The organism is Burkholderia sp. SJZ089, assembly GCF_007828315.1.
In the GTDB taxonomy this organism is placed as follows: Bacteria; Pseudomonadota; Gammaproteobacteria; order Burkholderiales; family Burkholderiaceae; genus Burkholderia; species Burkholderia gladioli.
In genome coordinates this window covers 24,199-46,322 of sequence record NZ_VIUM01000023.1, presented here as the reverse complement: position 1 = coordinate 46,322, position 22,124 = coordinate 24,199, and the positions used below count along the sequence as shown (strand labels likewise).

Below are 22,124 nucleotides of genomic sequence, written 5' to 3'. Positions count from 1 at the left end.
CGAGAGGAGAAATGGACCCGCGGGAGCCGAGCCCGAGCAGGCTGCGGACGATCCCGGAAAGCAGCCCGAAAATGCGATCCGGCCGGAGGTTAACGGCATCGTTTCGACGATCTTTAGGCTTCCTCCGGGATGTCACGTGGAAATTGTCCATTTCGATACCGAATTCCGGAGGGTCATCGTTCGGTCATATCGCGGCCGCCATAATGCGCCCGCCCGCCGATTCGTCCGACAGTTCGAGCGGACGGGCGGGCCGACACAAAACACATGGCTGCTACGGGGATTCACATGACCATCCGACATCGCATTACGTTGCTTGTCGCGCTGATGTTCGTCGCGCTGGCGGCGATCGGCGGCTACGCCGTTTATCAGGCGCAACGCAGCGCGGCGAGCGTTCGTCAGGTGACGCAGGGCGTGGTGCCCAGCGCGCTCGCATCGTCTGATCTCGTCGCCGACGTCAAGGACGTCCAGATCGCGACGATGACGCTCATCTACGCGCCCGACGCCGCCATGGCCTCGCAGGCGCGCGCCGAACTCGACGCCAAGGAAGCGTCGCTGAACACCGCGCTCGACGCGCAGGGCCGCTCGGCGGCCAGCCACGCCCAGGCCGGGCTGGTCGATCAGGCCCGCGAGAGCCTCAAGAACTACTTCGACGCGATCCACGACACCGCCAGGATGAAGGCCGACGGCAAGGCCGAGCTGGCCCAGGCCAACCTGTTCGCCAACGTCGCCCAGTATCGCGACGAGCTGGAGGGCATCATCGAGACGCTGCGCATCGAGAAGAACCGCCAGAAGGACGAGGCGATCTCGACGCTCAACGGCATGCTCGCCACCACCACCATGACGATTTCGGCGGTGGCCGGCGTGGTGATCATCGTGCTGATCGCCGTCGGCCTGATGCTCTATCGCCAGATCGTGCGCCCGCTCGGCCGCATGCAGGAGATGATGAGCGAGATCGCCGCGAGCCAGGACTTCACGCGCCGCGTGCCGGTGGGCCGGATGGACGAGATCGGCCGCTCGATCGTCGCCTTCAACGGCATGATCGAGACGATCCAGCGCAACGCCGCCCAGCTCAAGCAGCGCACCGCCGACATCCAGGCGATGCTGCAGAACATGCAGCAGGGCATCCTGACCATCGTGCCCGGCGGCACCGTGCATCGCGAATACTCGGCCTTCCTCGAACGCATCTTCGAGACCGGCGATATCGCCGGCCGCCCGGTGATGGAGCTGGTGTTCGCCGATTCCGACATCGGCTCGGACGGCCGCGCGCAGATCGACGCGGCGATCGACTCCTGTCTCGGCGAGGACGGCATCAACTTCGAGTTCAACCAGCACCTGCTGGTCAACGAGATCGGCAAGCGCATGCCGAATGGCAGCGAGAAGCGCCTGGACCTGTCCTGGTCTGCGATCACCGACGAGACCGGCACCATCGTGCGCCTGATGCTCTGCGTGCGCGACGTCACCGAGCTGCGCGCGCTGTCGGCGCAGGCCAACGAGCAGCGCCGCCGCCTGGAGATGATCGGCGAGATCCTGGCGGTCAGCCAGGACAAGTTCCACGATTTCGTCGAGAGCGCCACCGGCTTCCTGCACGAGAACGAACGCATCATCCGCCAGCACGAGCGCGCCGACAGCTCCGCGCTGGCCGAGCTGTTCCGCAACATGCACACCATCAAGGGCAATGCGCGGACCTACAGCCTGCAGCACCTGACCAACATCGTCCACGAGGCCGAGCAGGTCTATGACGAGTTGCGCAGCGCCGAGGCCGCGCGCGCCTGGGACCAGCACGAGCTGATGACCGACCTGGCGCGCGTGCGCGAGGCGCTCGACCACTACGCGACCATCAACAGCGTGAGCCTCGGCCGTCGCGGCCCGGGTGGCCCGGGCGCCGCGGTCGAGCCGGATCGCTACCTGGTGGTGGAGCGCCGCCGCATCCACGAGAGCCTGCGCCTGCTCGAGGCGGCCGATCCTTCCGATCCGCACGATTGGCTGAGCATGCGCGATTCGGTACGCGACACGCTGCGCCTGCTGGGCACCGAGACGCTGGGCGAGATGATCGCCGGCGTGACCGATTCGCTGCCGGCGCTGGCGCGCGACCTGGGTCGTGCCGAACCGCTGGTGCGCATCGACGACAACGGCTACCGCGTGCGCAGCGAGGCGGCGGGCGTGTTGAAGGACGTCTTCATGCACCTGTTGCGCAATGCGCTGGACCACGGCATCGAGCCGGTCGAGGCGCGTCGAGAGATCGGCAAGGCCGAGGCGGGCACCATCGACATCGAGGTCGGCGTCGACGCTGGCATGCTGCAGATCACCGTCAGCGACGACGGCCGCGGCCTGGCGCTGGAGCGCATCCGCGGCATCGCCGCCGAGCGCGGCTGGCTCGACGATCCGGCCGTGGCCGGCAACGACGAGGCGGTGGCCGCGCTGATCTTCCGCCCCGGCTTCTCGACCGCCAGCACCGTCACCGACGTGTCGGGCCGCGGCGTGGGCATGGACGCGGTGCGCAGCTTCGTGGTGCGCGCCGGCGGCAGCATCGCGCTGCGCTTCACCGACGATCGCCAGGGCGCCGCCTATCGCCGCTTCCAGACCATCGTCAGCCTGCCGGACCGCTTCGCGGTCGACAGCGTCGGCATCGTGGTCGAGGGCGGCGAAGCGCCGGTGCGCGACGCGGACCGGGCAATCGATCGGGCGTGACGGGGTCTTGATGATGCAAGCAGAAGTTCTGGTGGCCGTGTTCGCGATCGTCGCGGTGGCGGCGATCGCGGCGGCCGTGGTGCTGCGCCTGCGCCTGGCCGGCGCGCGCGACGAGCTGCGGCGCGGCCTGGCCGAGCGTGAGGCCGCGCAGGCGCATCTCGCCTCGCTGCAAGCCGATTGGACGCGGCGCGGCCAGCAGGCCGAGGACGCCGCGGCGGCGCGCGAGCAGGCGCTCGCCGAGACCATCGAGGACGCCTGCGCGCAGATCGCCGAGCTGCGCGCGGCGCTGGCCGCGGCCGTGCAGGAGCGCGATGCCGCCGCCGCCCTGGCTGCGCGGATCGCCGCCGAGGCGGCGCGCCTGCGCGGGCTGGCCGGCACCTTCGAGCGCTGGCACGAGCAGATGATCTCGTTGATGACGCAGAACCAGGACATGCACGCGAAGAACCGCGAGCTGTCCTCGATCGTCGCGCACGTGCTGATCGTCTCGCTGAACGCCTCGATCGAGGCGGCGCGCGCGGGCACCGCCGGGCGCGGCTTCTCGATCGTCGCCAGCGAGGTGCGCTCGCTGGCCTCGCGCTCGCAGGAGCTGTCGAAGAGCTACCAGGACAGCCTGAACCGCAACGACCTGGTGACCACCGCGACCTTCCAGGACATCCAGGCCGGCGGCAAGATGATCACCGCCTCGCTCGGCAATGTCGACGCGCTCGCCACCCAGTTGCGCGGCCAGCTCGAACGGAGCGCCGCGTGATCGGATCGAATGCGATCGAGAGCTTCGAGCGGATCTTCTTCGGCGCGGCGCGCGCGCGGCTGGCCGGCGACGGCGCCTGCCAGATCGTGCCGCGCGAGGCGCCCGATGCCGGGCGCGGGGTGGAGGCGGTGGTGCTGACGATCTCCTCGCTGAGCTTCCGGCTGCTGCTGTTGCTGCACTACCGCGACGACGACGCGACGCGCGCCCACTACGTCGGCGCCGCCGCCCAGCGCAGCCTGCGCGAGGCGATCCTGGAGGTGGCCAACCTCTGCTGCGGCGCGATCAACCAGGCGCTGGTCGAGCATTTTCCCGATCTCGGCATGTCCACGCCCTACCGGCTGAACGGCGCGAGCGCCGCGCACCTGGACGAACTGAAACCCGATCACCTGGCCGCCTACGACCTGAGCCTCGGCGAGAGCGTGAAGCTCGGCGCGACGCTGTGCGTGTGCGCCAACGCGCCGATCGATTTCGTCGCCGACATGCTCGATGTCGACGCGGGCGCGGGCGAGCTCGAACTGTTTTGAACGACGAACCACCGCGAACGAACTCGCGGCAGGAGAAGCCATGACGACCCACGATACGCCCGTCAGCAAGGTGCTGATGCTCGACGACAGCGACACGCATCTCGATGCGATCCGGCAGTTCTGCGACGAGCACCACCTGGTCGGGCTCAAGGCGCGCCGCAACCGCCTGCTGAAGGTGCTGCGCTCGAACATCGACCTCGGCGCGGTGCTGCTGGCGGCCGACTATGGCGGCTCGGCCGACGAGGCCGCCGCGGTGGCCGCGCAGATCGACGCGCTGCGCCCCGAGCTGCCGATCATCGTGCGCCGCGCCGATGGCAGCGACGAGGCCAGCCTGCCGGACGCGCTGCGCCGCGTGGCCTGCGCCAGCTACGCGCTGCCCGACCTCGAGCCGCTGCGCCGCGCGGTGGACGAGTACCTGTTCAGCCTGGCCTATCCGAACGCGCTGGTGCGCGGCATCGAGGAGATCACCGAGGCACGCCTGGGCACCATGTTCCGCGGCATGAGCATCGAGTGCGAGACGCCCTGCATCGTGCGCGACCAGATCATCTACGGCGAGGTGTTCAGCCTGATCGCGCTGGAGAGCGCCTGGTGCCGCGGCTACATGATGCTGCAGGCCGACGAGCAGCCGATGCTGGACTTCGTCGCGGCGATGCACCCGGACGAGCGCGCGCCCGATTTCCGCGACCTCAACGGCGTGCTCGGCGAGTTGACCAACCTGGTCTGGGGCGCCTTCAAGGACCGCTTCCTCGGCAGCAGCAACGGCATGCCGGCGAGCAGCACGGTGCAGGTGCCGCTGCTCGTCAATCACAAGCAGAAGTACATCTCCTTCGGGTCCGAGAACCCGCAGCTCTGCTTCAAGTATCGGGTGACCGACGATGCGTCGGGCCGCACCGTGACCCTCCATCAGCGCTTCGTGTTCAGCCTGCAATGGTCGCCGGAATCGTTCGACGACAGCGCGCAGGCGGTCGGCGAGATGGTCGAGGCGGGCGAACTTGACTGGTTTTGAGTGACAAACGGAAAACAGACATGGCAAAGATTCTGGTGGTGGACGATTCGAGCACGGTGCGCGACGAGGTCGCGGGCTTTCTGCGCAAGAACGGGCTGGAGGTCGAGACGGCCGTCGACGGCAAGGACGGCCTGACGAAACTGAAAGGCAGCCCGGGCATCAAGCTGGTGGTCAGCGACGTCAACATGCCGAACATGGACGGCCTGACGATGGTCGAGAAGATCCGCGGCGAGCTCGGCAACGCGGCCGTCAACGTGGTGATGCTGACCACCGAGAGCAGCCCGGCCATGAAGGAACGCGGCAAGGCCGCCGGCGTGCGCGGCTGGATCGTCAAGCCGTTCCGCGGCGAGGCGGTGCTCGAGACCTTCCGCAAGCTGGCGAGCTGAGGCGACGTCGGGGCCGCCGCGTGAGCGGCAGGCTGCGCGCGAGCGCGAGCGCGAGCGGGATCGCGGCTTGCATCCGCGAGGTTTCGCGTTTGCGATGGCGCTGCTTGCGCGGCGCGCGTCTGGTGTATCGTCATCGCTTCGCTGACTCGGGATTCGATCGATGATACGCAGGCAATTCCTGCGCCGCGCGCTAGGCGCGGCAGCCACGCTGGCCTTCGCCCGCGCCGCGTTCGCTCAGTCGCACGCGATGCACGGCATGGCGGGCATGGACGACATGAAGGGCATGGCCGGCATGCACGACGCGCCGGCTTCCGAAGCCGCGCCCGACATGGAACTGGCGGCCGCCGACGCGCTGCCCGGCGGCGCGCCGCTCGCTCCTCTGCGCGTGCTCGCCAACCAGAGCGACACGCCGGGCCGTTTCAGCGCCACGCTGGTCGCCCAGCCGGTGGCGCGCCAATTGCTGCCGGGCGCCGCGCCCACGCCGATGTGGCTGTATGGCGATGCCGCGCAGGGTTCGGTCGCCGGCCCGCTGATCGAGTTGCGCGAGGGCGACCAGGTGGAAATCCGCGTCGTCAACCGCCTGCCGCAACCGACCACCATGCACTGGCACGGCCTGCCGGTGCCGCCCGACCAGGACGGCAACCCGCTCGCGCTGATCGAGCCGGGCGCATCGCGCATCTACCGCTTTACGCTACCGAAAGGCTGCGCCGGCACCTACTGGTATCACCCGCATCCTCACGACATGACGGCCGAGCAGGTGTTCCGCGGCCTGGCCGGCCCGATCGTGGTGCGCGCGGCCGACGATCCGCTGGCCGGCTGGCCCGAGCGGCAACTGTTCATCTCCGACCTCAAGCTGGCCTCGGACGGCACGATCCCGCCGAACGACATGATGGACTGGATGAACGGCCGCGAAGGGCAGTTCGCGCTGGTCAACGGCGCGCGCCTGCCGCGCATCGATGTCGCGCAGGACGAACGCTGGCGCGTCTGGAACGCCAGCAGCGCCCGCTACCTGAACCTGTCCTTCGACGACGGCCGCGCCTTCGAGCAGGTCGGCACCGACGGCGGCCTGCTGGAGCGCTCGCGCAGCGTGAGCGCCCTGCTGCTCGCGCCGGGCGAGCGCGCCGAATTGCTGGTGCGCGCCGGCGATCGGGCCGCAAAGGCCATGCTGCGGGCAGGGACTTACGATCGCAGCAAGATGGCGATGGCCATGTCCGAGGACGACGAACCCTCGCTGCCGGCGGACCCGCCGCTGCCGCTGGCCGAGGTGGCGTTCTCGCCGGCCGCGGCCCGCGCGGTGCCGGCCACGCTGCGCCCGGTGCCGCCGCTGGGCGCGCCGGTTGCGCGCAAGACCGTCACGTTCGGCGAAGCGATGGACATGAATGCGATGATGGCCTCGAAGCCGGGGTCGCGCCCCGCCGGCATGCGCTTCATGGTGAACGGGCAGAGCTGGTCGCCGCATCGCGCCACGCTCACCAGCCGACGCGGTGACGTCGAATTGTGGAGTATTGCGAACAATACGGACATGGATCACCCGTTTCATCTGCATGGCACGCAATTCCAGGTGATCGAGCGCGAGTATCGCGGCCGGCGCACGGCGGAGCCTTACCGCGCGTGGCGCGATACCGTGAACGTGAGGAAGGGCGAGACGGTGCGGATCGCGACGGTCCAGCACGAGGCAGGCGAACGCATGTTCCACTGCCATATCCTCGAGCACGAGGACCTCGGCATGATGGGCACGCTGAAGGTGGTGTGATCGCGCGACTAGAAGAGACCGTCGGTCTCGGGCGAGGCCGACGGAAAGCGCGCAGGACAATGCACGAAAAAGACGCCGGCAAAGGCGCAAAAAAAACCCGGCTCGGAGCCGGGTTTTTTATCGAGAATCCAATGCGCTCAGGCTGCCTGGATGTTCGAAGCCTGCTTGCCCTTCGGGCCTTGGACGACCTCGAAGCTCACCTTCTGGCCTTCCTTCAGGGTCTTGAAACCCTGCATGTTGATAGCCGAGAAATGTGCAAACAGATCTTCGCCGCCTTCGTCGGGCGTGATGAAGCCGAAGCCCTTCGCGTCATTGAACCATTTGACAATACCAGTTGCCATACCTACTTCCCCTGTCACTCAGTCGTTACCACGAGCACGCTCGAAAAGCTAAACGACCGGCAAATGCAGCCGTTCCCCCCTCACAAGCTCACCTCGGCCCATTCTCCGTCGTCAAAAAAGACAGATTGAAAAAAGTGCCAGCTTGATTGTTGGCGCTCTTTATTTGAGTGTCAAGGGGAATTTGTCGGTGGTTTGGGGGCCGTTGTAAAGAACCCATTTTCAGGGTTTATCCCGCTTTCCACTGTCATACGGGTGCCAAGCGAGGCTGCTTGAAAAGCCCCATAATCGGCCCATATAGCATGCTCGGGCGTCAGGCCTTCGAGCTTGGCGGGAATATGGGATACTCGATCCACGCGTCGCGACACCGGGCTGCCTGCCGGGTTGCGGACACCTTCGGAAGTCGGCGCCGCGAGCCGATTTTCGCGGCGTGCAAGTGGCGCGAGTCTGTGAGCATGCGGGCTAAACGGTGCCGGCCGCAAGGCTGGTTTATGACAGGATTGCGGGCCTGTCCGAGTTGTTTAGAATGGGTGTATGGCGATTATCCCGGACAAGCAGGACAACACCGTCCTGGAACGCAGCGAGCAGAAGCTGAAGCCGCCTTCGATGTACAAGGTGGTGCTGCTGAACGACGATTTCACCCCGATGGAATTCGTCGTCATGGTGGTGCAGGAGTACTTCAAGAAGGATCGCGAGACCGCGACGCAGATCATGCTCAAGGTCCATCGCGAGGGGCGGGGGGTATGTGGGGTCTATACGCGGGACATCGCGTCGACCAAAGTTGAGCAAGTCGTTACCCATGCGCGGCAGGCAGGGCATCCGCTGCAGTGCGTGATGGAGGAAGCATGATTGCCCAGGAATTGGAAGTCAGCCTGCACATGGCGTTCATGGAAGCGCGCCAGGCGCGGCACGAGTTCATTACAGTCGAACACCTGTTGCTGGCGCTGCTCGACAACCCGACCGCGGCCGAAGTGCTGCGCGCCTGCGCGGCCAATATCGAGGACCTGCGCCAGAACCTGCGCAACTTCATCCACGACAACACACCCACGGTGCCGGGCACCGAGGACGTCGACACCCAGCCGACGCTCGGTTTCCAGCGCGTGATCCAGCGCGCGATCATGCACGTGCAATCCACCTCGAACGGCAAGAAGGAAGTGACGGGCGCGAACGTGCTCGTGGCGATCTTCGGCGAGAAGGATTCGCATGCGGTCTACTACCTGCAGCAGCAGGGCGTTACGCGCCTGGACGTGGTGAACTTCATTTCCCACGGCATCGCGAAGACGGGCAGCGCGGATGCGGCCAAGGCCGGCGACGGCGCACCCGAATCGGAAGACGCGAACGCGCAGAAGGAAACCCCGCTCGCGCAGTTCACGCAGAACCTGAACCAGATGGCCAAGGACGGTCGCATCGATCCGCTGATCGGTCGCGAGACCGAGGTCGAGCGCGTGGTGCAGGTGCTTTGCCGCCGTCGCAAGAACAATCCGCTGCTGGTCGGCGAGGCCGGGGTCGGCAAGACCGCGATCGCAGAGGGCCTGGCCTGGCGCATCACGCGCGGCGAGGTGCCGGACATCCTGGCCAACGCCCAGGTGTTCTCGCTCGACATGGGCGCGCTGCTGGCGGGTACCAAGTATCGCGGCGATTTCGAGCAACGCCTGAAGACGGTGCTCAAGGAATTGAAGGAACGTCCGCACGCGATCCTCTTCATCGACGAGATCCACACGCTGATCGGCGCGGGCGCGGCTTCGGGCGGCACGCTCGATGCGTCGAACCTGCTCAAGCCGGCGCTGTCCTCGGGCAACCTGAAGTGCATCGGCGCGACCACCTTCACCGAATATCGCGGCATCTTCGAGAAGGACGCGGCGTTGTCGCGGCGCTTCCAGAAGGTCGACGTCAACGAGCCTTCGGTCGAGCAGACGGTGGCGATCCTGCGCGGGCTCAAGTCGCGCTTCGAAGAGCATCACGGCGTGAAGTATTCGTCGGGCGCGCTGTCGGCCGCCGCCGAATTGTCGGCACGCTTCATCACCGATCGTCACCTGCCGGACAAGGCGATCGACGTGATCGACGAAGCGGGCGCGGCGCAGCGGATCCTGCCGAAGTCGAAGCAGAAGAAGACCATCGGCAAGTCCGAGATCGAGGAAATCATCTCGAAGATCGCGCGCGTCCCGCCGCAAAGCGTGTCGCAGGACGATCGCAGCAAGCTGCAGACGCTCGATCGCGACCTGAAGAGCGTGGTGTTCGGCCAGGACCCGGCGATCGACGCGCTGGCCGCCGCCATCAAGATGGCGCGTGCCGGCCTCGGCAAGCTCGACAAGCCGATCGGCGCCTTCCTGTTTTCGGGCCCGACCGGCGTCGGCAAGACCGAGGTGGCGCGGCAACTCGCGTTCACACTCGGCATCGAGCTGATCCGCTTCGACATGTCCGAGTACATGGAGCGTCACGCGGTCAGCCGCCTGATCGGCGCGCCGCCCGGTTATGTCGGTTTCGACCAGGGCGGCCTGCTGACCGAGGCCGTCACCAAGAAGCCGCATTGCGTGCTGCTGCTCGACGAAATCGAGAAGGCGCATCCGGACATCTTCAACGTGCTGCTGCAGGTGATGGACCACGGCACGCTGACCGACAACAACGGCCGCAAGGCGGATTTCCGCAACGTCATCATCATCATGACGACCAACGCGGGCGCCGAGTCGATGCAGAAGGGCACCATCGGCTTCACCACGCGTCGCGAGGTCGGTGACGAGATGTCGGAGATCAAGCGCTTCTTCACGCCGGAGTTCCGCAACCGCCTGGACGCGACGATCAGCTTCCGCTCGCTCGATGAGGAAATCATCATGCGCGTGGTCGACAAGTTCCTGATCCAGCTCGAGGACCAGCTCCACGAGAAGAAGGTCGATGCGCTGTTCACCGACGCGCTGCGCAAGTACCTGTCGAAGAACGGCTTCGATCCGCTGATGGGCGCGCGCCCGATGCAGCGCCTGATCCAAGATACGATTCGTCGCGCGCTGGCCGACGAACTGCTGTTCGGCAAGCTCGTCAACGGCGGCCGCGTGACGGTCGACGTCGACGAGAACAACACCGTGCAGCTGTCCTTCGACAATTCGGCCGAACCGCCGAAGCCGAGCGAGGAAACAGTCGAAGTGGAGTGAGGCGCGAAGCTTTAGCCACGGCGCCATGAACAAACGGCGCGGGATGCGAATCCCGCGCCGTTTTCTTTTGTGCTGCCGTTCCCTGCCTTGTCGGGCGACGAACGGCGACCGGCTTACTGGCGGCCGGTGCTGCCGAAACCCCCCTCGCCGCGCTCGCTCTGCGCGAAATCCTCGACGATGTTGAAGCTGGCCTGCACCACCGGCACGATCACCAACTGGGCCAGGCGCTCGAACGGATTCAGCACGAATTCGCCCTGCCCGCGGTTCCAGGTCGAGACCATCAGCTGGCCCTGGTAGTCGGAATCGATCAGGCCGACCAGGTTGCCGAGCACGATGCCGTGCTTGTGGCCGAGGCCCGAGCGCGGCAGGATCAGCGCCGCGTAGCCGGGGTCGGCCACGTGGATCGCCAGGCCCGTCGGCACCAGGGCGGTGTCGCCCGGCTTCAGCGTGATCGGCGCGTCCAGGCAGGCGCGCAGGTCGAGGCCCGCGCTGCCCGGCGTGGCGTAGTTCGGCAGGTAGTCGCGCATGCGCGCGTCGAGGATCTTCAGGTCGAGTTTCATCCGGCAGGTCGCTGGCAAGAAGTCTGGAAGGAAGCGCCGGGCGGCCCGCTTCGCGCGCGGGCGCCCGGCAGGGGATTGCGTCAGATCAGGCGCGTATCGGGCAGGCGTTTCGCGATCTCCTCGATCAGCGTGTGCGCGAGCGTGGCTTTGGCCGCACGCGGCAGGCGCGTGGTACCGGCGGCCTCGAACAGCACCACCTCGTTGTCGTCGAGGCCGAAGGTCAAGGGGCCGAGGTTGCCGATCAGGAGCGGCACCTGCTTGCGGCGGCGCTTCTCCTCGCCATGCACCTCGAGGTCGCCGCTCTCGGCCGCGAAACCGACGCAGTAGGGCGCGTCGGGCAGGGCGGCCACGCTGGCCAGGATGTCCGGGTTCTCGACGAACTCCAGTACCGGCATCTTGCGATCGGCGGTCTTCTTGATCTTGTGCGCGGCCGGCTGCGCGACACGCCAGTCGGCCACCGCGGCCACCGCGATGAACAGGTCCGCGTCGGGCACCGCATGCATCACCGCGTCGTGCATCTGCTGGGCGGTCTGCACGTCCTGGCGATAGACGCCCCAGGGCGTGGCCAGGTGGACCGGCCCCGCCACCAGATGCACCTCGGCGCCGGCCTGCTGGGCCGCGCGCGCCAGCGCGAAACCCATCTTGCCGCTGGACAGGTTGGTCAGGCCGCGCACCGGATCGAGCGGCTCGAAGGTCGGCCCGGCGGTGATCAGCACGCGCTTGTGGGCCAGCAGCTTGGGCCGGAAGTGCGAGACGATCGCCTCGTAGATGGCCGCCGGCTCCAGCATGCGGCCGTCGCCGACCTCGCCGCAGGCCTGCGCGCCCGAATCGGGGCCCAGCACCGAGATGCCGTCCGCGCGCAGCTGCGCGGCGTTGCGCTGGGTGGCCGGGTTCTGCCACATCTGGCGATTCATCGCCGGCACCACCAGCAGCGGGCAGTCGCGTGCGATGCACAGCGTCGAGAGCAGGTCGTCGGCGAAACCGTGGGCGAGCTTGGCGATGAAGTCGGTCGAGGCCGGCGCGATCAGGATCGCGTCGGCTTCGCGCGACAGGTCGATATGCGCCATGTTGTTGTCGACGCGCGCATCCCACTGGCTGGTGTAGACCGGCCGCCCCGACAGCGCCTGCATGGTCACCGGCGTGATGAACTGGGCGGCCGCCTCGGTCATGACGATCTGCACGCTCGCGCCGGCCTTGGTCAGCAGGCGTGTGAGCTCGGCGATCTTGTAGCAGGCGATGCCGCCCGTCAGGCCGACGACGAGGTGCTTTCCTGCGAGTTCCTGGTGTTCCAACTGGACCTCCGCGAATGAAACGGGCCGGCGCCCCAAGGCCCGGCCCCGTAATTTACCGCGCGGCGCCTGCCGACGCTCGCGCGCCGGCGGCGGCCGGCTTGGCTTCAGCGCGTGCCGCGCACGCGGCGCAGCTCGTCGTAGATCAGCAGGATCGCGCCGATGGTGATCGCCGAATCGGCCAGATTGAAGGCGGGCCAGTGCCAGCCGCCGACGTGGAAATCGAGGAAGTCGATCACGTGGCCGTACATCAGCCGGTCGATCACGTTGCCGAGCGCGCCGCCCAGGATCAGCGCCAGCGACAGGCTGAACAGACGCTGGTGGCCGTGGCGCTTGAGCAGGTAGCAGATCACCAGGGTCGCGCCGATGCCCAGCGCCGTGAAGGCCCAGCGCTGCCAGCCGCTGGCGGCCGACAGGAAGCCGAAGGCCGCGCCGCGGTTGTAGACCAGCACCAGGTTGAAGAAGCCGGTCAGCGCATGCATCGCGCCGTAGCTGAAGGTCTTCAGCACCGCGATCTTCGAGAGCTGGTCGAACAGGATCACGATCAGCGAAATGCCCAGCCACGGCGCGAGCGCGCCGCCAGTGGATTTCGACAGGGTTTTCGCCATGGTTATGCAGCGCTCCGGGTTTCGCCGTTTTCAAAGAGGTTGGAAAAGCAGCGGCCGCACAGTGTCGGGTGCTCCGCGTGCGCGCCCACGTCGGCGCGGTAGTGCCAGCACCGCTCGCACTTCTGGTAGGTCGAGGCGGCCACCTCGACCGCTTCGTCGGCTTCCGAGGCCACCTCGGTGACGGTGGCCGCCGAGGTGATCAGCACGAACTTGAGGTCCTCGCCGAGGCTCGCGAGCGCCGCGTGGCGCGCGCCGCTCGCGCGGATCTCGACCTCGGCCTGCAGCGAGGAGCCGATCCGGTTCGCGCTGCGCGCTTCCTCCAGCGCCTTGGTCACGTCCGCGCGCACCGCGCGCAGCAGCGTCCACTTGTCGAGCAGGGCGGCCGCGCCGTCGATCTCGGGATAAGCGTAGTAGGTTTCCGTGAAGATCGTCTCGCTGGCCGGCTGGAACACCTTCCAGGCTTCCTCGGCGGTGAACGAGAGGAAGGGCGCGAGCACCCGCAGCAGGCCCTGCGTGACGTGGTAGAGCGCGGTCTGCGCCGAGCGGCGCGCCGGCGAGGCGGGCGCGCTGGTGTACAGCCGGTCCTTCAGCACGTCGAGGTAGAAGCCGCCGAGATCCTCCGAGCAGTAGGTCTGCAGCTTCGCCACGATCGGGTGGAACTCGTACTTTTCGTAGTGCGCGAGCAGCTCGGCCTGCAACTGGGCCGAGAAGGCGATCGCGTAGCGGTCGATCTCGAGCCATTCGGCGGCCGGCAGCGCGTCCTTCGCGTAGTCGAAGTCCGACAGGTTGGCGAGCAGGAAGCGCAGCGTGTTGCGGATCCGGCGATAGCCCTCGGTGACGCGCTTGAGGATTTCCTCGGAGATCGCCAGTTCGCCCGAGTAATCGGTCGAGGCGATCCACAGGCGCACGATTTCCGCGCCCAGGCGGTTCGAGACCTCATGCGGGTCGATGCCGTTGCCGAGCGACTTGCTCATCTTGCGGCCTTCGCCGTCGACCGTGAAACCGTGCGTGAGCAGGCCCTTGTAGGGCGCGCGGCCATCGATCATCGAGGCGGTCAGCAGCGAGGAGTGGAACCAGCCGCGATGCTGGTCCGAGCCTTCCAGGTAGAGGTCGGCCGGGAACTGCAGCGCGTCCTTGTGCGAGCCGCGCAGCACGTGCCAGTGCGTGGTGCCCGAGTCGAACCAGACGTCGAGCGTGTCGCGGTTCTTCTCGTAGAGGTTGGCCTCGTCGCCGAGCAGCTCGCGTGCTTCCAGCGTCTGCCAGGCCTCGATGCCGCCGGCCTCGACGCGCTTGGCCACTTCCTCGAGCAGCTCCAGCGTGCGCGGATGCAGCTCGCCGGTTTCCTTGTGGACGAAGAAGGCCATCGGCACGCCCCACTGGCGCTGGCGCGACAGCGTCCAATCCGGCCGGTTCGCGATCATGCTGTACAGGCGCTGCTTGCCCCAGGCGGGGTAGAAGGCGGTGTCCTCGACGCCCTGCAGCGCGACTTCGCGCAGCGTGCGGCCGCCGTCGTTGGGCTGGGTGTCCATGCCGGCGAACCATTGCGAGGTCGCGCGGTAGATGATCGGCGACTTGTGGCGCCAGCAGTGCATGTAGCTGTGGGTGTACTTCTCGCTGCGCAGCAGCGTGCCGGCGGCTTGCAGCGCCTCGACCACCTTCGGGTTCGCGTCCCAGATCGGCAGGCCGCCGAACAGCGGCAGCGATTCGATGTAGCGGCCGTCGCCCATCACCGGGTTGATGATGTCGGCGTCGCTCATGCCGTGCGCCTTGCAGGAGACGAAGTCCTCCACGCCGTAGGCGGGCGAGGAGTGGACGATGCCGGTGCCGGTGTCGGTGGTGACGTAGTCGCCGAGGTAGACCGGCGAGCTGCGCTGGTAGCCCGGATGCGAGCCGGCCAGCGGGTGGTGGAAGCGCAGGCCCGAGAGCTTCGCGCCGGGCGCGGTGGCGATCACCTTGCCGCTCAGCTTGAAGGCTTCCAGGCAGGCGGCCACGCGTTCCTCGGCGAGGATCAGCAGGCCGCGCGGGGTGTCGACCAGCGCGTAGACGATTTCCGGGTGCGCGTTGAGCGCCTGGTTGGCGGGGATCGTCCAGGGCGTGGTGGTCCAGATCACGATGCCGCCGTCGGCGCGCGGCAGCGCCGGCAGGCCGAAGGCCTGGGCGGTGCGCTCCGGTTCGGCGAACGGGAACATCACGTCGATGGTCGGATCGGTGCGGTCCTTGTACTCGACCTCGGCCTCGGCCAGCGCCGAGCCGCAGTCGAAGCACCAGTTGACCGGCTTCAGGCCGCGATAGACGAAACCCTTCTCGATGATCTTGCCGAGCGCGCGCAACTCCTCCGCCTCGTTCTGGAAGTTCATCGTCTTGTACGGGTTCTTCCAGTCGCCGAGCACGCCCAGCCGCTTGAAGCCGACCTTCTGCTTCTCGATCTGCTCGGTGGCGTAGGCGCGCGCCTTCTTCTGCACCTCCGCGGCCGGCAGCGACTTGCCGAACTGCTTCTCGATCTGGATCTCGATCGGCATGCCGTGGCAGTCCCAGCCCGGCACGTAGGGCGCGTCGAAGCCGGCCATGTTGCGCGACTTGACGACGATGTCCTTGAGGATCTTGTTGACCGCGTGGCCGAGGTGGATGTCGCCGTTCGCGTAGGGCGGGCCGTCGTGCAGGATGAACTTCGGGCGGCCGGCGCTGGCCGCGCGGATCTTCTCGTAGATGCCGCGGTCCTCCCAGTCCTGCACCCACTGGGGCTCGCGCTTGGGCAGGTCGCCGCGCATCGGGAACGGCGTGTCGAGCAGGTTGACCGGATACTTGGCCTGCGGTTTGGAATCGGCTTTCTTGTTGCTCATGTCGGGAATCGCTATCTCGTTCGGGGACGCTCGCGCGTCGTGATCGGGGGACGGGCGCCGTGACGGCGCGGCGGGCGCCTGGCGCGCCCGGACGGGTCAGCTAATTCGGTCGGTCGCCGAGGTGGCGAAGCCGGTGGCGCGGCCGCCGGGCGGCACGCCGTGCGCGGCGAAATAGGCGCGCGTGTCGACCACGTCCTGCGCGATCGCGCGGGTCAGCGTCTCAAGGTCGATGAACTTGGCCTCGTCGCGCAGCTTCTTGAGGAACTCGACGCGAACCAGCTTGCCGTAGGCGTCGCCATGCCAGTCGAGGATGTGCACCTCGAGCAGCACGCGGCCCGCGTCCACCACGGTGGGCCGCACGCCGAGGCTGGCCACCGCCGGCAGCGGCTTCTCGCCCAGGCCGTGCACCAGCACCACGAAGATGCCCGACAGGGCCGGGCGCTTGTGCGCGATCGACAGGTTCAGGGTGGGGAAGCCGAGGTCGCGGCCGAGCTTGAGCCCGTGCGCGACGTGGCCGCTGATCGCGTAGCCGTGGCCGAGCGCCTGCTTGGCCGCGTCGAGATCGCCCGCGGCCAGCGAGGCGCGCACGCCCGAGCTCGAAATACGCGCGCCGTTGGGCGCGGCCAGCGTGGCCATCTGCTCGACGTCGAAGCCGTGGCGCGCCCCGGCTTCCTGCAGCGAGGCGAAATTGCCGGCGCGCCTGGCGCCGTAGCAGAAATCGTCGCCCACGATCATCCAGCGCGTGTGCAGGCCGTTGACCAGGGTCTGCTCGACGAAGGCCTCGGGCGCCTGGTTGGCGAAGGTATGGTTGAAGTGCTCGACCACCACCCGGTCCACGCCGTTCTCGCGCAGCGCCTCGAGCTTGTCGCGCAGCATCGCGATCCGGGGCGGGGCGCCGGCCGGATTGAAGAACTCGCGCGGGTGCGGCTCGAAGGTCATCACGCAGACCGGCAGCCCGCGCGCGTCCGCGGCCGCGCGCACGCGCGCGAGCAGGGCCTGATGGCCACGGTGGACACCGTCGAAATTACCGATCGTCAGCGCGCACGGGGCGCGGCTCTCGGCGTTGGGCAGGCCGCGAAAGACTTTCACGATAGCGGGTTGGCAGCGGGCTCGATGAAGACTAGGGAACCGAAATACGGCACAAACGGGGCGGGCGGATGCCGCAAAGCACAAGATTATAAACGGTTCGGGGCGATGGGCGGCTCGGCGGCCGGGAAACGGTGGTCCCGAATGCTAAAATCCGCGGATGAAAAATCTTGTCATCCTGATTTCAGGCCGCGGCAGCAACATGGAGGCCATCGTCGACGCCTGCGCGCGCGACGCCTGGCCGGCCCGCGTGGCCGCCGTGATCGCGAACCGGCCCGAGGCGGCCGGTTTGTCGTTCGCGGCCGAGCGCGGGATCGCGACGGCCGTCGTCGACCATCGCGAGCACGACGGCCGCGAGGCCTTCGACGCCGCGCTGGCCGCCGAGATCGAGCGTTTCGCGCCCGACCTGGTGGTGCTGGCCGGCTTCATGCGGATCCTCACGCCCGGCTTCGTGTCGCGTTTCGAGGGCCGGATGCTAAACGTCCATCCCTCGCTGCTGCCCAGTTTCAAGGGCATGCGCACGCACGAGGCGGCGCTGGCCGCCGGCGTGGCCCTGCACGGCGCCACCGTGCATTTCGTGATTCCGGAGCTCGACAGCGGCGCGATCGTCGCGCAGGCGGCGGTGCCGGTGCGCGAGGGCGACACGCCCGAGACGCTGGCCGCGCGCGTGCTCGGGGCCGAGCATGTGCTCTATCCGCGCGCGGTGCGCTGGTTCGTCGAGGGGCAATTGCGGCTCGAGGCGGGGCGCGCGGTGCTGGCCGACGGCACCTGCCGCTGGCTGGTCGCGGATGACAACAACAAACAGGGTGAGGGTGTATGAAGCTGCATGGTTTTCTGATTGGCCAGACCGAGACGCTGCTCGGCGACGTACTGAAATTCGCGGGCCCGGCCGACGCGACCACGAGCCGGTTCTTCCGCGCGCATCCCAAGCTCGGCCATGCCGAGCGCGGCGTGATCGCCGAGGCGGTGTTCGCGGTGCTGCGCCGGAAGATGGAATACGCGCACCTGGCCGAGAGCGGCACCGGCACGCCGGCGCGCCGCCTGACCCTGCTGGGGCTGATGCAGACGGCGGGTCGCTCGGCGCTCAAGCCCCATGTGTCGGAGGCCGAATGGTCCTGGCTCGACCACGTCGCCAAGATCGACCCGGCCAGCCTGCCGCTGCGCGTGCGCACCAACCTGCCCGACTGGATCCACCAGGCGCTGTCGCAGCGCTTCGATGCCGACGGGCTCGCGCAGTTCGCGGCCGCGGTCAACTACCCGGCGCCGCTGGACCTGCGCGTGAACGTGCAGAAGGCCACTCGCGACCAGGTGCTCGACGCGCTCAAGGCCTCCGGCATCGAGGCCGGCGAGACCCCGTTCGCGCCGAACGGCGTGCGCGTGATCGGCAAGCCGGCCCTGACCAAGCTGTCGATCTTCCAGGACGGCCTGATCGAGGTGCAGGACGAGGGCAGCCAGCTGCTCTGCTCGCTGATGGCGCCGCGCCGCGGCGAGATGGTGGTCGACTTCTGCGCCGGCGCGGGCGGCAAGACCCTGGCGCTGGGCGCGGCGATGCGCTCGACCGGGCGCCTCTATGCCTTCGACGTGTCCGAGAAGCGCCTGGCCAAGCTCAAGCCGCGCCTGGCGCGCAGCGGGCTGTCCAACGTCAACCCGGTGCTGATCGACAGCGAGCACGACGCCAAGATCAAGCGCCTGGCCGGCAAGATCGACCGCGTGCTGGTCGACGCGCCCTGCAGCGGCCTGGGCACGCTGCGCCGCAATCCCGACCTCAAGTGGCGCCAGACGCGCGACTCGATCGAGGAACTCGCGCCCAAGCAGGGCTCGATCCTCGCCAGCGCCGCGCGCCTGGTGAAGCCGGGCGGCCGCCTGGTCTACGCGACCTGCAGCGTGCTGGAGGCGGAGAACGAGGCGATCGTCGTGCAGTTCCTCGCCGCGCATCCCGACTTCGTGCTGGTGCCGGCCAACAAGGTGCTGGCCGAGCAGCGCATCGCGCTCGATACCGGCGATTACCTGTCGCTGTGGCCGCATCGCCATGCCACCGACGGTTTCTTCGCGGCCGTGCTGGAGCGGCGCACGAAGCCGGCCAAGCCGGCTGCCGCCAAGGCCGGCGCCGAGGCGGCGGCCCCCGCCGACGCGGCCGAAGCCGACGAAGCCGAAGCCGACGAAGCCAAGGCCGACGAAGCCAAGGCCGTCGAAGCCAAGGCCGTCGAAGCCAAGGCCGACGCCGCGGGCGCGGAAGCGGCCGACGAGGCGAGCTGATCGCGGGCGGCGCCATGCAGGATCCGCTGCTGTCGAAACGGCTGGCCGGCGTCGCGCGCGACTTCGGCCAGCCGGTGATGATCTGGCAGCTCGCGGTGCTGGCCGGCACGCTCGCGCTGGCCTGGCTGCTGGCGCGCTGGCTGCGTTCGCGCATCGAGGCGCGCCGGCGTGCCGCCGGCCGCGCCCCCGGTACCGGCGCGAGCAGCCTCGACCGGGCGCTGTTCCCGCTGGCCGGCGGCGTGTTGCTGCTGGTCGCGCAGGAGGTCGGCGAGCGCTTCTTCTCCACCTCGCTGCTGCAGCTCGCGCTGGTGCCCCTCTTCGGCATCGCGCTGATCTACCTGCTGTTCTCGGTCGCGCGCCGCGCCTTCGCCCGTGACGGCGATACTCACGCCTGGCTGTCGATCATCGAGAAGCTGGTCTCGGTGCTGGTGTGGGTGGCGATGGTGCTCACCGTGCTCGGCATCCAGCGCGACGTGGTCGATTGGCTCGACGGCGTGCGCTTCCATGTCGGCAGCGCTCACCTGAGCCTGCTCTCGCTGCTGTCGGGCTGCTTGTGGATCTGCGTCACCCTGGTGGTGGCGATGTGGCTCGGCTCGCTGCTGGAGGACCGCCTGTCGCGTGCCGCGACGCTCGACGCCAACCTCAAGGTGGTGCTGTCGCGGGTCGGTCGCGCGCTGCTGGTGGTGGCGGCGGTGCTGATCGGGCTCTCGCTGGTCGGCATCGACGTGACCGTGCTCGGCGTGTTCGGCGGCGCGCTCGGCGTGGGGCTCGGTTTTGGCCTGCAGAAAATCGCCAGCAACTACGTGTCGGGCTTCATCATCCTGCTCGACCGCTCGCTCAGGCTCGGCGACGCGATCGACGTGGGCGGCCTGCAGGGCATCGTCACCCAGATCCGCACCCGCTACACGGTGGTGCGCGGGCTGGATGGCTACGAGAAGCTGATCCCGAACGAGAAGCTGATCACCGACGTGGTGCAGAACCAGTCCTCGTTCCAGACTCGCGGCTACGCCAAGGTGGCGGTGCGCATCGCCTACAGCAGCGACGTGGAGGCGGCGCTGGCGTTGCTGGCCGAGGCGGCGAGGGATGTCGAGCGGGTGCTCGAGGACCCGGCGCCGGCGCCCTACCTGGTGGGTTTCGGCACCGACGGCATCGAGCTCGAGCTGGGCTTCTGGATCGCCGATGCCGCGCGCGGCACCTCGGGCGTGCGCTCGGCGGTGAATCGCAAGCTGTGGCGGCTGTTCGGCGAGCACGGCATATCGGTGCCGCTGCCGCAGCGCGAGCTGCGCATCGTCGGGCAGGGCCCGGCGGCGAGCGCCGGAATCGGGGCGAATGGGGCACGATCGGACCCGGTGCCGGGTGCTTGAAACGACCCTTTTTCCGTTTGTCGGGCCGCGAATGGACCGCTTCGCCGGGCTAGTCCGGCGCTGGACCGGAAGCCCCTTGCGTCGTAGCAACAATCATTCATTTTTGACAGTTGCCCGGAACGGATACAGTAAAATTTCGTCTACACACGGTATGCTTTCATTTTTATGACGTCGGCGCGCGGTCCTGACCGGCGCCGTCTCTGAATTACAGGTAACCTGCCTTGCTGAATTCTGTGCTCGACTTCCTGGCCCACGGGCTGCTGCATTTCTCGTGGTGGCAGATCGTTCTGGCCACGCTTGTGGCCACGCACGTCACGATCGTCTCCGTCACCATCTATCTCCATCGCTGTCAGGCGCATCGCGCGCTCGACCTGCATCCGGCCGTCAGCCATTTCTTCCGGCTGTGGCTGTGGATGTCCACCGGCATGCTGACCGGCCAGTGGGCGGCCATCCATCGCAAGCACCACGCCAAGTGCGAGACCGAAGAGGATCCGCACAGCCCGCAGACGCGCGGCATCTGGAAGGTGCTGCTCGAAGGCGCCGAGCTCTATCGCGCCGAAGCCAAGAACGAGGAAACGCTGCGCAAGTTCAGCCACGGCACGCCGAACGACTGGATCGAGCGCAACGTCTACTCGAAATACACGATCCTCGGCGTGAGCCTGATGATGGTGATCGACGTCGCGCTGTTCGGCATCGTCGGCCTGTCGGTCTGGGCCGTGCAGATGATCTGGATCCCGTTCTGGGCGGCCGGCGTGGTCAACGGCCTCGCGCACTTCTGGGGCTATCGCAACTTCAACTCGGCCGATGCGAGCACGAACCTGATTCCCTGGGGCATCGTGATCGGCGGCGAGGAAATGCACAACAACCACCACACCTTCGCCACCTCGGCGAAGTTCTCGAACAAGTGGTACGAGTTCGACATCGGCTGGATGTACATCCGCATCCTGTCGGCGTTCAAGCTCGCCAAGGTCAAGAAGATCGCGCCCACGCCGCGCCTGGTGGCACGCAAGGCCGTGGTCGACCAGGAAACGCTGCAGGCCGTGCTGTCGAACCGCTACGAAGTGATGGCGAACTACGGCAAGGCACTGAAGCGCGCCTACCGCCAGGAGCTCGCGCATCTGAAGGAGCTCGGTTCGAGCGAGAAGTACCAACTGCTGCGCGGCGCCCGCTCCTGGTTCCACAAGGACGAAGAGGGCCTGAACGAGCCGCAGAAGCGCCTGCTGCCCGAGATCTTCGCCAACAGCCAGAAGATGCATACCTACTTCCAGCTGCGCCAGGACCTGGCCTCGATGTGGGACCGCTCGAACGCCTCGCGCGAGCAGCTGCTGGCCCAATTGCAGGACTGGTGCCATCGTGCCGAACAAAGCGGCATCAAGGCGCTGCAGGAGTTCGCGACGCGTCTGCGCCGCTACGCCTGATCTGAAATCGATTAGAATTTCGGAACGTCACAAACCCCGCGCTGGCGGGGTTTTTTCTTTTGTGCCGCCGCTTTGCGCGGCGGCCGATCGGCAGCGCGAAGGAGCAGAGGAGAGGAA

18 protein-coding genes are annotated in these 22,124 nt (G+C 67.7%); 12 read left to right on the top strand and 6 right to left on the bottom strand.

Going from position 1 to position 22,124, the window contains the following annotated elements:
- The first annotated feature begins 285 nt into the window (after positions 1-285).
- The 6 genes from FB600_RS31755 to FB600_RS31730 all read left to right on the top strand — a co-directional run bounded on the left by FB600_RS31755 (position 286) and on the right by FB600_RS31730 (position 7,105).
- Positions 286-2,688 carry an ATP-binding protein gene (locus tag FB600_RS31755; RefSeq protein WP_013699151.1) on the top strand — a complete coding sequence of 801 codons (2,403 nt, stop codon included), beginning with the start codon at positions 286-288 and terminating at the stop codon, positions 2,686-2,688.
- Positions 2,689-2,701: 13 nt separating this feature from the next.
- Positions 2,702-3,436 (top strand): methyl-accepting chemotaxis protein, encoded by a 735-nt coding sequence (locus FB600_RS31750; RefSeq protein ID WP_098154735.1) that lies wholly within the window; start codon positions 2,702-2,704, stop codon positions 3,434-3,436.
- Positions 3,433-3,960, top strand: coding sequence for a hypothetical protein (locus FB600_RS31745; RefSeq protein ID WP_096750323.1), 528 nt, complete (start codon positions 3,433-3,435; stop codon positions 3,958-3,960). Before FB600_RS31750 ends, FB600_RS31745 begins: the two co-directional genes overlap by 4 nt.
- Positions 3,961-4,000: 40 nt before the next feature.
- A complete protein-coding gene (locus FB600_RS31740) occupies positions 4,001-4,966 on the top strand; it encodes a chemotaxis protein CheX (protein WP_036038478.1) in 966 nt (321 codons plus the stop codon).
- Positions 4,967-4,986: 20 nt separating this feature from the next.
- Positions 4,987-5,352 (top strand): response regulator, encoded by a 366-nt coding sequence (locus FB600_RS31735; RefSeq protein WP_013699147.1) that lies wholly within the window; start codon positions 4,987-4,989, stop codon positions 5,350-5,352.
- Between the two features lie 160 nt (positions 5,353-5,512).
- Entirely contained in the window at positions 5,513-7,105 is a 1,593-nt protein-coding gene (locus FB600_RS31730) for a multicopper oxidase family protein (protein WP_098153666.1), read from the top strand.
- A 137-nt stretch (positions 7,106-7,242) separates the two neighbouring features.
- Here the strand turns inward: FB600_RS31730 and FB600_RS31725 are convergent, their stop codons facing one another.
- Entirely contained in the window at positions 7,243-7,446 is a 204-nt protein-coding gene (locus tag FB600_RS31725; protein ID WP_004196460.1) for a cold-shock protein, read from the bottom strand.
- A 531-nt stretch (positions 7,447-7,977) separates the two neighbouring features.
- Here FB600_RS31725 and clpS point away from each other — a divergent pair.
- Positions 7,978-8,292, top strand: a complete 315-nt coding sequence (clpS, locus tag FB600_RS31720) for an ATP-dependent Clp protease adapter ClpS (protein ID WP_013699144.1) — start codon at positions 7,978-7,980, stop codon at positions 8,290-8,292.
- On the top strand, positions 8,289-10,586 hold the full coding sequence (gene clpA, locus FB600_RS31715; RefSeq protein ID WP_025098176.1) for an ATP-dependent Clp protease ATP-binding subunit ClpA: 2,298 nt from the start codon (positions 8,289-8,291) through the stop codon (positions 10,584-10,586). The genes clpS and clpA overlap by 4 nt, the downstream gene beginning before the upstream one ends.
- Before the next feature lie 113 nt (positions 10,587-10,699).
- On the opposite strand, the gene dut is transcribed toward clpA, so the two are convergent.
- The 5 genes from dut to FB600_RS31690 form a co-directional block, all read right to left on the bottom strand.
- Positions 10,700-11,146 (bottom strand): dUTP diphosphatase, encoded by a 447-nt coding sequence (gene dut / locus FB600_RS31710; RefSeq protein WP_046577359.1) that lies wholly within the window; start codon positions 11,144-11,146, stop codon positions 10,700-10,702.
- A gap of 80 nt (positions 11,147-11,226) precedes the next feature.
- Positions 11,227-12,438, bottom strand: coding sequence for a bifunctional phosphopantothenoylcysteine decarboxylase/phosphopantothenate--cysteine ligase CoaBC (gene coaBC, locus FB600_RS31705; RefSeq protein ID WP_013699141.1), 1,212 nt, complete (start codon positions 12,436-12,438; stop codon positions 11,227-11,229).
- 104 nt (positions 12,439-12,542) lie between these two features.
- Complete coding sequence (gene lspA / locus FB600_RS31700) at positions 12,543-13,043, bottom strand: signal peptidase II (protein ID WP_013699140.1); 501 nt, start codon at positions 13,041-13,043, stop codon at positions 12,543-12,545.
- Between the two features lie 2 nt (positions 13,044-13,045).
- The gene (gene ileS / locus FB600_RS31695) at positions 13,046-15,883 is read right to left on the bottom strand and encodes an isoleucine--tRNA ligase (RefSeq protein WP_145757966.1); all 2,838 of its coding nucleotides are present in this window, start codon (positions 15,881-15,883) and stop codon (positions 13,046-13,048) included.
- 96 nt (positions 15,884-15,979) lie between these two features.
- The gene (locus tag FB600_RS31690) at positions 15,980-16,975 is read right to left on the bottom strand and encodes a bifunctional riboflavin kinase/FAD synthetase (RefSeq protein WP_308416487.1); all 996 of its coding nucleotides are present in this window, start codon (positions 16,973-16,975) and stop codon (positions 15,980-15,982) included.
- 154 nt (positions 16,976-17,129) lie between these two features.
- Here FB600_RS31690 and purN point away from each other — a divergent pair, with 154 nt between their 5' ends.
- From purN to FB600_RS31670, 4 genes are all read left to right on the top strand, one after another.
- Complete coding sequence (purN, locus tag FB600_RS31685; protein WP_096750326.1) at positions 17,130-17,789, top strand: phosphoribosylglycinamide formyltransferase; 660 nt, start codon at positions 17,130-17,132, stop codon at positions 17,787-17,789.
- Positions 17,786-19,225, top strand: a complete 1,440-nt coding sequence (locus FB600_RS31680) for an RsmB/NOP family class I SAM-dependent RNA methyltransferase (protein ID WP_145757967.1) — start codon at positions 17,786-17,788, stop codon at positions 19,223-19,225. The genes purN and FB600_RS31680 overlap by 4 nt, the downstream gene beginning before the upstream one ends.
- Before the next feature lie 14 nt (positions 19,226-19,239).
- On the top strand, positions 19,240-20,589 hold the full coding sequence (locus FB600_RS31675) for a mechanosensitive ion channel family protein (protein WP_098153669.1): 1,350 nt from the start codon (positions 19,240-19,242) through the stop codon (positions 20,587-20,589).
- Positions 20,590-20,810: 221 nt separating this feature from the next.
- Positions 20,811-22,007 carry an acyl-CoA desaturase gene (locus FB600_RS31670; protein ID WP_013699134.1) on the top strand — a complete coding sequence of 399 codons (1,197 nt, stop codon included), beginning with the start codon at positions 20,811-20,813 and terminating at the stop codon, positions 22,005-22,007.
- Positions 22,008-22,124: the final 117 nt, after the last annotated feature.